Below are 12,506 nucleotides of genomic sequence, written 5' to 3' on the forward strand. Positions count from 1 at the left end.
CAGGTGATTTTCTTTGCTGTAAAAATAGAGATTATAAATGAATACAAAAACAGCAACTCGACGAGTTGCTGTTATTTTAACGCAGTTTTTGATGAAAAAATTTACTGGTTTTTTCTACGGCCAAGCTCACTTCTGGTTCTTGATCATAAAAGTTGAATTGATGCATAGGGGATGCTAGTGTTGTAGGTACCCATAACAGTTCTTTGTCACTACTTTGGAGCTCTTCAAAATACTTTTTGGTATAGTCTGGTAGTACACAACCATCAGAATGAATCATTAAAACGGGTTGCTGTATTTGAGCTGCCGATGGAAAGGGGTCCAAAGTAAGCCAGTCTTCCCAACTCGCTAGCGCAAACTGATTGGGATCCCATTGCTTGACGGCTCCTCGTGAAGGGTTGAGGTAGTAGTCAAACTCTCCGTACATGGCAGCCGTGGAATCGGTAGTTGAGATGGCCTTGATATACGCAATGTCACCTGTTTCGGCGTAGTGTTTTTTCGCTCGTTGTGCAGCTTTAATCTTTTCTTGAACTCCGGCTTCACCTCCGTAAAATAGGGTGACAGCCTCGGCGTCGTGTAACCAAGAAGCCGTTGTTGCTACCGCTTTAATGCTAGGGGTTTCAGCGGTTGCCATTAAGGCGTACATAGACCCTGCACAAACACCAAAGATTCCAATGTTGTCAGCAGCTACTTCGGGTAGTGTTTGCAAGAAGCTTACAGCGTTTTGTATGTCTTTGATTTTCATGGTTGGATTTTCCCATGCTCTTGGTAATCCTTCACTTTCACCAAAATTTCTAAAGTCAAAGACCAAGCTGATAAATCCTTGCTCAGCAAAACGCTTGGCATACAATCCGGCCATTTGCTCTTTTACCGTTGTCCAACTTCCAACTGAAATAATGGTTGGGTATTTTTTTCCTTTTTCATAGTTCTTAGGTAAAAATAAATTTCCTTTGATACGTAGTCCTTCACTGTTAAATTGGACTGGGATTATTTGTTGTTTCATAGTGTTTGAGGTTTTAGTAGCTACGGACAAGCCAAAAGCTTTAGCCGCAGGTATGGGGTTAAAAATTTCAACGTATTCTAATATTTCTCCACGACTGTTAAAAGTAAAAGTCGCATAGTATTGATTGGTATACACATCTGTAGTATTCAGAAAATCAATGGCGCCTTTAAACTTGACAAAAAGGCTGGTTGGTGATTCCAGCGTATACATTTCTTCAATGACGAAACGCATAGAGTTAATTGCAGGAAAGACAGGTTTCCAGTAAGATGCTATTTCCTCTTTACCGATGGCCCCTCTGGGAAATATATCCGAATGATACGGATTAATGTGCTGCGCATCGTCGGCGAATAGCGAAACGAGTTTCTCGAGATTCTTAGTTTCGAGTGCTGTAAAAAAATTCGTCACAGTCGTTTTATTACGGGTAGCAATTTTCATCGCAGCTGAGGTAGCTTTGTGGGGAGGCGTACTACTGGACTGTGGAGTCTGACAAGAGTAGCACCAGAGTAGGACTGACGCTACCAGTGATAACTTAGTGAGTTTTTGCATGTTCTTGTGCTTTTTTAATTAATGAACTGTTTCCCGTTTGAAATTTGTAATGGAAAGTCATGGCCGTAATGCGCCATTCTTTATGGATCAATTGTAATTCGAAATCGTAGCTTCCAACCACAGTCCACACTGAGCCCTGTGGGTCTGAAAGGTAGTGCTGTGCTGTTCCATAACAAAACACCTTCGCAGTGGTTTCGGTACTTTTGGAATTAAAGTTTCCGATTTGATGGTGCGTGTATTCAAAACCGGGTAAAATAGATTTCCAAGCCGAACTGATGGCTTTTGGAGTGAGTATTTGCGCTGGTTGCCCGTTCATAGATGAATAATCAAGGCGTACCTCTGGAGCGAATAGTTGGTGGAGTGTATTCCAGTCTCCTCGGTCAGTTGCGATAAAAAGGTCGGTAACGGTTTGTACAGGGTTGCTTAATGGATACATGTTTTCTTCTGGTGTTTCAGGATGTTTTGCCGTGAGGCAATTCAGTCCTATGAATAAAATTAAGAGCTGTTTCATATTGTCTTTGTTGAACAATACAAAGGTCTCATAACTCCAGAAGTCTTAATTTACAGAATCAAAGTGAAAAGTACAGAAATCAAAGAACCTGTTGTTTTCTGTATTTGTTTGGGGTAGTATCGGTCATTTTTTTGAAAAAACTACTAAATCTATTCGGAGATTCGAAGTGCAATTCGTAAGCAATTTCCTTAATACTCAAATTACTGTGAATTAGTTTTGACTTGGCTAAACCGAGTAGGTGTAGGTGTATGTGATTTTTTGTCGTTTTGCCTGTTATTTGTTTAAGTATGGCATTCAAGTGGTTGGTGTGCACTGCGAGCTGATCGGCATAAAAACTGGGAGAGTGTGTTTTTTGATCGCTAAGACTTTCCTTGTAAAAAGCCGCTTCGAGTAGGTGTTGGAAACGAGAAAGCAGGTTAATGTCAGCTTTTCTAATCGCATTTTGGGCTTCACGGGCATCGAATTGTCGCGTAAAATACCGTTTTACATAATTTAGCAATACGAGCACCTGGCTTTCTATAATACGGAGAGAGTCGGGTTGTAGGTGCTGGTATTCTCTGTGTATGCCTTCGTAAATATGAAGCAATCGCTGAATTTCGTGAGGAAAGACCTTAAAGGGTTGAGAGGTGTCAATCTTTAAAAAGGGAAACTCGTGTAACAGCGATTGTAGGTATTGAGATTGAGCGATAAACTCTTTGGTAAACATGAGGTAGTATCCTTGCCAATCGGGGATAATATCCCAAGAAAGTACTTGGAAAGGAGTGTTAAAAAAAACACTGGCGCCCTTAGGAAGTTGCTGATGTACACCTGAAGTAACGGTTCCTCCACCTTCAATTTTGATGGCTATGGCATAAAATTCATGCTTAAAAGAAGGCATTTGAGCAACAACCGTTGGCATGTTTTCTTCAAAACTTCGTATATCGAAGTAGGGATGCTTGGGAGCGGGAATGCAAATAGCTTGACAGTAGTCATCGATAGATTTAAAATGCTTCATACAAAGTTCAATATACGATGAATTTTACTGGCAAGCTATTGGGTTTTATAAGGAGCTCGTTATTTTGCTTTTTGAACGAGTTCTAATTGTTCTATTTTGGCTTTGGTGGTAAACAAACCGTAGTTGATAAATACGGTATTCTTTTCAATTTTATCAATAGTTCCCACTGCATTACCATCGATTAATCGAACTCTGTCGTTAATCTTATACACATAGGCAGCTCGTTTTTGTGCTTCTATGGCAGCCTCTTTTTTCTTTTCCTCACGAACCTTAACAACTTTTTGCAGTACTTCTTTTTCTACTTGCTTGATCGTTGCCTGTTGTTTTTGTTCGGCAATTTTGTCTTGTTTCTTTTCGGTTTTGGTTTTCTTTTTAGGCGGATTTTTTTTGGTGTATTTTGTTTTTTCCGCAGCTACCCATTTAAAGAAACCAGTAGACAACTCTTTTTTGTTGTTGGTCTGAAAATACTTGTTTAGCAACTCGTTAATGGTTCTTCCTAGGCTCAACATGCGTTGATTATTATCGTAAAGCTCTTGGAATCCTTCGAGTTTTTCTCGGATTTTGAGTTCTTTTTGTTGCAAGCTCTCCAATTGTTCCTGCTCTTTGGATTGTTGTTTTTCCAAATTATCAGAGGTCTTTTGTAAGCGATTGCGTTCTTTTTGAAGTTTAGAAATGGTTTTATCCAGTCTAATTTTTTCGTTTTCAACACGTTTTTTAGCTCTGTTGATTAAACTAAATGGAATTCCATTTTTCTGAGCTACTTCAAAGGTGAACGAACTTCCTGCTTGCCCGATAAACAATTTGTAAAGAGGTTCTAAGCTGCGTTCGTCGAATTGCATATTCGCATTGGTCACATTCTCTAATTCATTAGCTAATACTTTTAAATTCGCGTAATGTGTTGTAATGATTCCATATGCTTTTTTCTCATAGAATTCTTCCAAGAAAATTTCAGCCAAGGCACCTCCTAATTCCGGATCAGATCCGGTTCCAAATTCATCGATTAAGAAAAGTGTTCGGTCGTTGCATTTTTTTAAAAATGAACGCATGTTCTTTAATCGGTAGCTATAGGTACTCAACTGGTTTTCGATACTCTGATTGTCTCCGATATCTGTTAGGATATTTGAAAACAACGTTGTTTCACTGCGTTCGTGAACCGGTATGAGCATCCCACTTTGCAACATTAATTGCAAGAGCCCAATGGTTTTTAGCGTAATACTTTTACCGCCGGCATTAGGACCAGATATAACGATGATCTGTTGCTTTGGATGCAGTGTAATGGTCTGCGGAATTGTGGTAATTCCCTGAGCTTTGTTCTTCTTCCACAAAATAGGGTGGTAGGCATCGCGTAACAACAGTTTTTTGTCTTTGCGAATGGTGGGTAATAACCCGTTTATTTCATGTGCATAGGTCGCTTTTGCGCGAATGCTATCGATGTGGACAAGGTATTTTAGGTATTCGTCGAGCAGTGCCGTATAAGGACGTATTTCTTCTGCTAGGCTCCTCAGTACTCTCACAATTTCTTGCTTTTCTTCGTAGAGGAGATTTTGTAACTCTCGGCTAAAACTCAACGTAGCCTGTGGAGCTATATAAACGATATTTCCTGATTTGGACGATCCCATGAGGCTTCCTTGAACCTTTCGTCTGTGCATGGCGAGTACGGCCAATACACGTTGATTGTCGACAATGGTTTCTTTGATATCATCTAAGTATCCATTGCTGTGACTTCGGCTGAGGGCTCTAGAAAAGCTCTCTGATATTTTACCGCGAACCCCTTTAATATCCCTTCTAATTTGTTTTAGGGCAGGAGAGGCGTTGTCGTGAATTTCACCATAAGAAGTGACCACGCGTTGAATTGCAGTAATAATATCGTTAGTCAAGGGGATTTCCCCTGTTAATTCGGCTAATTTTGGATAGTATTCTTTGAACTTGTCAAAAAATTTGATGTGCTCGTTTACTGTGCTACTGGTAGTAGCGAGTTGTAAAAATGCTTCAGCTTCTAAAAAGCTGTTTTCTATAGCTAATCTTTTGATATGTTCTGTAATGTTATCAAACCCGTGATTCGGTATTCTGTTTTCATTGACAAACGAACTCAAATATTCGTTTACGAGAGCGAGCTCAAAAAAAAGCTGCTTATAATCCGTAAACGGTCGAATTTGAAGTACGCGTTCTTTTCCCAAGCCCGAAAGGCAATAGGTAGCAATTTGTTCGAGAACAGTCGTGAATTCTAAATCTTGTAAAGTTTTATCGGTAATTACAGTTTTCAATGTTTATTTTTGATTAAAATTAAGGCCTAACCGACGTTTGACGTCTACATTTGCTAGGGTGCACAAAAATAACAAACTATGGAGCTAAAAATAGAGGATAGCTGGAAAAATGTTTTAAAAGAGGAGTTCGAAAAGCCGTATTTTGAGGAACTGCGTCAATTTGTAGCACACGAATACGAACATCAGCGTTGTTTTCCTCCAGAAGAGGAGATTTTTGCGGCATTTCAGCATTGCTCTTTCTCGGAAGTAAAGGTCGTTATTTTAGGGCAAGACCCTTACCACGGTCAAGGACAAGCAAACGGTCTGTGTTTTTCTGTGCACGATGGAATTAAGCATCCACCATCACTCGTAAATATTTTTAAAGAATTGACCGTCGATACGAATCAGTTGTATCCAGCTTCGGGTGATTTATCGTCTTGGGCTTCACAAGGAGTACTGTTGCTAAATGCTACACTTACAGTGAGAGAAGGTGAGGCCGGAAGTCATCAACGCAAAGGCTGGGAACAGTTTACCGATGCTGTGATTGCTAAGCTTTCAGAAGAAAAGGAAGGACTGGTATTTATGTTGTGGGGAGGGTATGCAAAGAAGAAAGGAAGAAAGATTGCGACTTCAAAACATACGGTACTTGAAGCAGGACATCCTTCTCCCTTGAGTGCAAATCGCGGGTTTTGGTTTGGTAATAAACACTTTTCGTCGGCCAATAGAGCGCTCGAACAGCGCAATCTTTCCCCTATACAATGGTAGGTAATATAGTTTGGTTGTAAAACGGAAGGGTGATGGCTGCTAATATATCTTCGGTACAGTCTGGGTAGTGTACTGAGACAGTTTCCGTTGATTTAATCCACTGCGCGATTTTTTGATACTGTTTTTTATTGAATTTTTTAAGTACGGGAACTCCCATTTCTTGTAAACTCAAGGCATTGCATTGCTGTTCGTATTGATTTTTCATTGGGATAACTAACAGCTTCTTTCCTAAAAAAAGAGCTTCTGCCGGGGTTTCAAAACCTGCGCCACAGAGCACTCCTGCAGAGGTAGCAATACTCTTAATAAAATCAGATCCGTTAATTGGACGTATGGTAATATTGTTTTTGTATTTGTGTTTGTCTGTATGCTTGGAAAATACTTCCCATTTAACTTGGCTAATTTCGGAGAGGACCTTGATGATTTTTTTATCGCTGTAGGCGGGCAAGTAAACGGTGTAATGTCCTTTGTTGGTGCTGTTTCGATAGCGGATTTGCTTTCGAATAATCGGTGTGAATATTGCCGAAGAATAGGGTTTGAAATGAAAACCGAATTTGATTCGGGCAGGAGCGTAGTACTTTAATAGTAAGCGCTCAATTTTATAAACCCCAAATTTTGGTGCGTTCTCATCGAGTACAGCATTTTGATGACTTAGAGAAATAATGGGAACATTGTTGATTTTTGCAGCCCAAGCTGAAACGGGTTCAAAATCATTGATCACCAAATCGTACTCTTTTACGGGGAGTGATTTTATTTCTTGATAGAGTGTTTTAAGCCGAAGTTTTTTCAGCGTTTGAGAAAAATCGATGCCTCCCTTTTTTCCAAAAATAAAACTCAAACCATACATTTTATAGTTGATGTCAAAAGGAAAATCAAGTTCACATTGATACCCGCTAATCAATACATCAACGTCTGCTTTTTGTTGGAGGTAGGGGATGATTTCGATGGCTCTACTAGCGTGCCCATTTCCCGTACCTTGAATGGCGTATAAAATCTTCATAAGGGCGTTTATTTATGGTGTTTTGTAATGTTAAATTCGGCGAGTAACGCTGCAAATAGTTGAGCGTTGTTACTTTCTACACTGACGAGTTCAAGGTCGTTTACCTGTTGGTTGAGGTGAGGTTTTTGAGCGAGTTCGTCCTTTTCGTACTCGTAGAGACTCCAGCGTTGATGCTGGTACTCTAAGGCTGTCAAATTCTCTATCCAGTCACCGGAGTTGAGGTACATGGTCGTTCCATTTTCGCGTTCAATGCGTTTCATTTCGGGCTGATGAATGTGGCCGCATACTACGTAATCATAGCCTTCCTCAATGGCAATATCAGACGCCGTGGTCTCGAAGTCATTGATAAACTTTACAGCGCTTTTTACGCTATTTTTAATTTTTTTTGAAAAGGACAGACGTCCGTAGCCTAGCTTTTCACTAATCCAGTTGACGGCGGTGTTAATCATGATGAGGGTGTCGTAACCCACGCCTCCTAGTTTGGCCAACCACTTAGAATGCTGCATGGTGACATCGAAAACGTCCCCGTGAAAAAACCATGCTTTTTTACCATCGATATTCAAAACTACTTTATTGACAATTTCAAAGCTCCCCAATCGAAATCCTTTGAATTTTCGGAGTGTTTCATCGTGATTCCCCGTAATGTAATAGACTTTGGTCCCAGAGGTTATAAAACTCATTAATTGTTTAATAACCTTTAAATGTGGTTTGGGAAAGTAACGTTTGTTAAATTGCCATATATCAATGATATCTCCGTTCAGAATTAGAATTTCGGGATCGATGGTTTTGAGGTAATTGTTGAGCTCAGTTGCTCTGCACCCGAAGGTGCCTAAATGTACATCTGATATTACAGCTATCTCTAATTTTCGCTTTCTAAGGTTGGTCATAGGTACTGTTTAAGGAATGAAAATATTCAGTATGGATACCTTAACAAAGGTAGTTGGCCTATGTTTTGACTGTGAAATGTAATTATCAATAATTGGTAATCAAATAATTACCCTACTGTAAGTTCAGTGTTATATAAAAGTAAAAAGCCCGGTAAAAACCGGGCTTTGTATCGTATGTGAATTGGTGACTAGTGGTTGTAAAGTACCCAAGTACCTTCTTCTAAAAGAGGGATTGCTTGTTTGAATTTAACTTCTTTCTCTTCACCTGTTCTGATGTTTTTGATCGTAACGCGTTCGTTTCTTCCAATTTTTGGTTGCTCGCGAATTACAGTTTCAATAACGGGTTGTTCTTGCTGCGTTTGTTGCTGACGAGCTTGGCTAATTGCCTGCTGCGTTGAATTCTGAACTTCGTCTTTATGCAACTCTAAGGCTTCTTGTTGTTGTTCTTCAGCCTCTGAAATCTGTGACTCATCATAAGTTGGTAATTTCCCTTTGAAAAGGAAAGAAAGCACCTCTTTGTTGATTTTATCAATCGTTGTTTGGAACAATTCAAATGCTTCAAACTTGTATACTAATAAAGGATCTTTTTGCTCGTACGAAGCGTTTTGAGAGGTGTGTTTTAACTCGTCCATCTTACGCAAGTGATCTTTCCAGTTTTCATCGATGATCGCAAGTGTGATGTTTTTCTCAAAATCTCGAACGAGCGATTTACCTTCTGTCTCATAGGCTTCCTTTAAGTTGGTCACTACTTGGAGTGTTTTGGTACCATCGGTAAAAGGAACTAAAATGTTTACATAGCGGTCACCTTCTGTTTCAAAAACGTTTTTGATCACTGGGAATGCCTGAGTTGCATTGCGCTCTGCATCGTTTTGGTAGTGTTCAGAAACAATTTTATACAACTTGTCTATTAAGGCTTGTTCATCTCCAGTTTTGAATTCTTCTTCTGAGAAAGGAGAAGTCATCGATGAGAAACGAATCAACTCAAATTCGAAATTTTGGAAGTTGTTGGTTCCTTTGTTGGCTCTAACAATCACATCACAGGTATCGTAAATCATGTTTGCGATATCGATTTGTAAGCGTTGTCCATCTAAGGCGTGTCTACGGCGTTTGTAAACAAATTCACGTTGAGCGTTCATCACGTCATCGTATTCTAATAAGCGTTTACGAATACCGAAGTTGTTTTCCTCAACTTTTTTCTGAGCGCGTTCAATCGATTTAGAAATCATTGAGTGCTGGATAACTTCACCTTCTTGTAATCCCATGCGGTCCATCATTTTTGCAATTCTTTCCGAACCAAACAAACGCATTAGGTGATCGTCTAAGGCTACGTAGAACTGAGAAGAACCTACGTCTCCCTGACGTCCTGCACGACCTCTTAACTGACGGTCAACACGACGTGAATCGTGACGCTCTGTACCGATAATAGCTAAACCACCTGCGGCTTTAACCTCGTCAGAAAGTTTAATATCCGTTCCACGTCCCGCCATGTTTGTCGCGATAGTTACCTGTCCAGGCTTTCCTGCTTCCGCAACGACGTCCGCTTCTTTTTTGTGTAGTTTCGCATTTAAGATATTGTGAGGAATTTTACGCATTTGTAACATACGTCCAAGTAATTCCGAAATTTCAACAGAAGTAGTACCTACTAATACAGGACGACCTTCGTTTACTAATTTCACAACATCGTCAATAACGGCATTGTATTTTTCACGGGTAGTTTTATACACTAAATCTTGCTTGTCATCTCTAGCAATTGGACGGTTGGTAGGAATTTCTACTACATCCAATTTGTAAATTTCCCAAAATTCCCCAGCTTCTGTAATTGCGGTACCAGTCATTCCTGATAATTTGCGGTACATTCTGAAGTAATTTTGTAAGGTTACTGTAGCAAAGGTTTGCGTAGCATCTTCAATTTTTACGCTTTCTTTAGCTTCAATTGCTTGGTGAAGACCATCTGAGTAACGGCGTCCATCCATGATACGTCCAGTTTGCTCGTCAACGATCATTACCTTGTTATCCATAACTACGTATTGAATATCTTTCTCGAAAACAGTATAAGCTTTCAATAATTGATTCATCGTATGGATACGCTCACTTTTTACACTAAAGTCGCGGTACAATTCTTCTTTTAATTCAGCCTTTTGTTCTGGGCTGTTATCGCTTGATTCAATTTCACCAACTTTTACACTGATATCTGGTAATACGAAGAACGTATTGTTATTGGTGACAGCTGATAGGTGAGCAATACCTTTGTCAGTTAAATCAATTTGACTGTTCTTCTCTTCTACGGTAAACCACAATTCTGCATCCACTTCAGGCATGAGCTTGTTGTTGTCTTGCATGTAGTAGTTTTCAGTTTTTTGTAGAATTTGCTTAATTCCCTCTTGTGATAAGAACTTAATTAAAGCTTTGTTTTTAGGCAAACCGCGGTATACGCGATACAGTAAGAAACCTCCTTCTTTAGTATCTCCTTCCTTGAGTAATTTTTTAGCTTCTGCTAATACTCCTACTAAATATTTATTTTGCAGGGTTACTAAGTCGGCTACTAAAGGCTTTAACTCATTAAATTCGTGACGATCTCCTAGTGGCACAGCTCCTGAAATAATCAACGGTGTTCTCGCATCGTCAATCAATACAGAATCGACCTCGTCAATAATAGCGTAGTTCGGTGCGCGTTGCACTAAATCTTCTTTTGAGTTGGCCATATTGTCACGGAGGTAGTCAAAACCAAATTCATTGTTGGTTCCGTAGGTAATGTCCGCATTATAGGCTTTTCTACGAGCTTCTGAATTCGGTTGGTGGAAATCAATACAATCCGTACTTAATCCGTGGAATTCAAAAATTGGAGCCATCCAAGCGCGGTCACGTTTTGCTAAGTAATCATTTACGGTTACTACGTGAACTCCTTTACCTGAAAGGGCATTTAAATATACAGGTAGGGTAGATACTAAGGTTTTCCCTTCTCCCGTCATCATCTCAGCAATTTTACCTTGATGTAAAACAGATCCACCAATTAACTGTACGTCGTAGTGCACCATATCCCAGGTCACTGCTTTTCCGGCAGCATCCCATGAATTGGCCCAAAATGCCTTGTCTCCTTCGAGGCGAATGTGTTCGTGGGTACCTGAAAGCTCTCTGTCAAATGGAGTAGCGGTAACCTCTACTTCTGGATTAGAAGCAAAGCGCTTTCCCGTTTCTTTAACAACGGCAAAAGCCTCTGGCATGATATCTTGTAAAACAAGTTCTGAAGCTTCGTAGGCTTCGTCTTTTAACTTGTCAATTTGAGTGTACAATTCTTCTTGCATATCGATGTCTGCATCGATAATTTTGGTTTCTAATTCAGCAATTTGATTGTCAAAAGGCGCAGTAGCCTCCTGAATTTTTTGCTTAAATTCGACAGTTTTAGCACGCAGCTCATCGTGAGACAAACTCGCAAGCTGGTCTTCATACATCTTTACTTTTTCAACGATAGGTTGAAGTAATTTCAGGTCTTTTTGTTGTTTGTCTCCAACAAACATCTTTATGATCGAATTTAAGATACTCATTTTAATTTATTGGTTTATAGTTAGTTATCTGGTGATGCCTAACATATATTTTATGATATAGTATAAGTGCTTAAAAATAAGCAAAAAAAAAGCCTCGTAAAGAGACTTTTTAGGGTGTTATTTTCTAATATTCATCTTCATTCCAAAGATAATCTTCTTCTGATGGGTAATCAGGCCAAATCTCTATAATTGAATCGTATGCTTCACCTTCATCTTCAATATCCTGTAAATTTTCTACTACTTCAAGAGGGGCTCCTGTACGAATTGCATAATCAATTAATTCGTCTTTTGTGGCTGGCCATGGTGCATCTGCTAAATACGATGCTAATTCAAGTGTCCAATACATTTCTTTATCGGTTTTTTTGATTTTCGCAAAAATAATTTTTTTTTTCTAAAAAGTCAAGTTTTTTTTATAAAATCTAATTTCGTAAATTAAAGAACTTAGTTAAGCTTCTCCGGAATCCATTTAACTTCCGTTGCTTGTAAATCCTGTGTCAACTTCCGTGCCAACACAAAAAGGTAGTCAGAAAGTCGGTTTAAATATTGTAAAACGGTCTCTTCAACGGCAGTTTCTTCCTGTAAAGCCACTGATAAACGCTCGGCACGACGGCACACACAACGAGCTATATGACAATATGACACGGTTGGGTGACCCCCTGGCAATACAAAATGTGTCATCTGCGGTAAGTCTTCATTCATCTCGTCCATGGCAGTCTCTAAATAGCTCACTGAGGCTTCGGTGATTTTGGGTATGTTTAATCGGTCTTTACCGTTTTTTAAGGTAGCTTTCTCTGGTGGGGTAGCGAGCATCGCTCCCAAGGTAAACAAGTCGTGTTGAATTTTAATGAGTTGTTCGCGGAGTATTTCGTCGGCAACACAGTCGCGAATAAGGCCAATATGTGAGTTGAGCTCATCGACAGTACCGTAACTTTCAATGCGCAAATGGTGTTTTGGAACTCTGCTACCTCCGAATAGGGCAGTGGTTCCTTTGTCTCCTGTTTTTGTATAAATCTTCATGTGT

Annotated in this window: 10 protein-coding genes; 1 reads left to right on the forward strand and 9 read right to left on the reverse strand. The window is 39.6% G+C overall.

What is annotated here, in order from left to right; genetic code table 11:
• Positions 1 to 76: 76 nt before the first annotated feature.
• From ACKTS5_RS07435 to ACKTS5_RS07450, 4 genes are all read right to left on the reverse strand, one after another.
• Positions 77 to 1,546 (reverse strand): alpha/beta fold hydrolase, encoded by a 1,470-nt coding sequence (locus ACKTS5_RS07435; protein WP_408043231.1) that lies wholly within the window; start codon positions 1,544 to 1,546, stop codon positions 77 to 79.
• Positions 1,530 to 2,057 (reverse strand): nuclear transport factor 2 family protein, encoded by a 528-nt coding sequence (locus ACKTS5_RS07440; RefSeq protein WP_408043232.1) that lies wholly within the window; start codon positions 2,055 to 2,057, stop codon positions 1,530 to 1,532. The genes ACKTS5_RS07435 and ACKTS5_RS07440 overlap by 17 nt, the downstream gene beginning before the upstream one ends.
• A 79-nt stretch (positions 2,058 to 2,136) precedes the next feature.
• Positions 2,137 to 3,051 carry a helix-turn-helix domain-containing protein gene (locus ACKTS5_RS07445; protein WP_408043233.1) on the reverse strand — a complete coding sequence of 305 codons (915 nt, stop codon included), beginning with the start codon at positions 3,049 to 3,051 and terminating at the stop codon, positions 2,137 to 2,139.
• A gap of 59 nt (positions 3,052 to 3,110) precedes the next feature.
• Positions 3,111 to 5,315, reverse strand: a complete 2,205-nt coding sequence (locus ACKTS5_RS07450; RefSeq protein WP_408043234.1) for an endonuclease MutS2 — start codon at positions 5,313 to 5,315, stop codon at positions 3,111 to 3,113.
• Positions 5,316 to 5,393: 78 nt separating this feature from the next.
• On the opposite strand from ACKTS5_RS07450, the gene ung reads away from it, so the two are divergent.
• Positions 5,394 to 6,059, forward strand: coding sequence for a uracil-DNA glycosylase (ung, locus tag ACKTS5_RS07455; RefSeq protein ID WP_408043235.1), 666 nt, complete (start codon positions 5,394 to 5,396; stop codon positions 6,057 to 6,059).
• Here the strand turns inward: ung and ACKTS5_RS07460 are convergent.
• The 5 genes from ACKTS5_RS07460 to ACKTS5_RS07480 form a co-directional block, all read right to left on the reverse strand.
• On the reverse strand, positions 6,046 to 7,056 hold the full coding sequence (locus tag ACKTS5_RS07460; protein WP_408043236.1) for a glycosyltransferase family protein: 1,011 nt from the start codon (positions 7,054 to 7,056) through the stop codon (positions 6,046 to 6,048). The genes ung and ACKTS5_RS07460 overlap by 14 nt on opposite strands.
• An 8-nt stretch (positions 7,057 to 7,064) precedes the next feature.
• Positions 7,065 to 7,943, reverse strand: coding sequence for a UDP-2,3-diacylglucosamine diphosphatase (locus ACKTS5_RS07465; protein ID WP_408043237.1), 879 nt, complete (start codon positions 7,941 to 7,943; stop codon positions 7,065 to 7,067).
• 188 nt (positions 7,944 to 8,131) lie between these two features.
• Positions 8,132 to 11,485 (reverse strand): preprotein translocase subunit SecA, encoded by a 3,354-nt coding sequence (gene secA / locus ACKTS5_RS07470; protein ID WP_408043238.1) that lies wholly within the window; start codon positions 11,483 to 11,485, stop codon positions 8,132 to 8,134.
• A 124-nt stretch (positions 11,486 to 11,609) separates the two neighbouring features.
• On the reverse strand, positions 11,610 to 11,831 hold the full coding sequence (locus tag ACKTS5_RS07475) for a DUF2795 domain-containing protein (RefSeq protein WP_408043239.1): 222 nt from the start codon (positions 11,829 to 11,831) through the stop codon (positions 11,610 to 11,612).
• Positions 11,832 to 11,926: 95 nt separating this feature from the next.
• Positions 11,927 to 12,502 (reverse strand): cob(I)yrinic acid a,c-diamide adenosyltransferase, encoded by a 576-nt coding sequence (locus tag ACKTS5_RS07480; RefSeq protein WP_408043240.1) that lies wholly within the window; start codon positions 12,500 to 12,502, stop codon positions 11,927 to 11,929.
• Positions 12,503 to 12,506 lie beyond the last annotated feature (4 nt).

The organism is Tenacibaculum litopenaei (genome assembly GCF_964514025.1).
Taxonomy (GTDB): Bacteria; Bacteroidota; Bacteroidia; order Flavobacteriales; family Flavobacteriaceae; genus Polaribacter; species Polaribacter litopenaei.

Coding starts and splice junctions, on each gene's coding strand:
- ACKTS5_RS07460 (WP_408043236.1), bottom strand. CDS start 7,056: ATGAAGATTTTATACGCCATTCAAGGTACGGGAAATGGGCACGCTAGT.
- ung (WP_408043235.1), top strand. CDS start 5,394: ATGGAGCTAAAAATAGAGGATAGCTGGAAAAATGTTTTAAAAGAGGAG.
- secA (WP_408043238.1), bottom strand. CDS start 11,485: ATGAGTATCTTAAATTCGATCATAAAGATGTTTGTTGGAGACAAACAA.
- ACKTS5_RS07435 (WP_408043231.1), bottom strand. CDS start 1,546: ATGCAAAAACTCACTAAGTTATCACTGGTAGCGTCAGTCCTACTCTGG.
- ACKTS5_RS07480 (WP_408043240.1), bottom strand. CDS start 12,502: ATGAAGATTTATACAAAAACAGGAGACAAAGGAACCACTGCCCTATTC.
- ACKTS5_RS07440 (WP_408043232.1), bottom strand. CDS start 2,057: ATGAAACAGCTCTTAATTTTATTCATAGGACTGAATTGCCTCACGGCA.
- ACKTS5_RS07465 (WP_408043237.1), bottom strand. CDS start 7,943: ATGACCAACCTTAGAAAGCGAAAATTAGAGATAGCTGTAATATCAGAT.
- ACKTS5_RS07445 (WP_408043233.1), bottom strand. CDS start 3,051: ATGAAGCATTTTAAATCTATCGATGACTACTGTCAAGCTATTTGCATT.
- ACKTS5_RS07475 (WP_408043239.1), bottom strand. CDS start 11,831: ATGTATTGGACACTTGAATTAGCATCGTATTTAGCAGATGCACCATGG.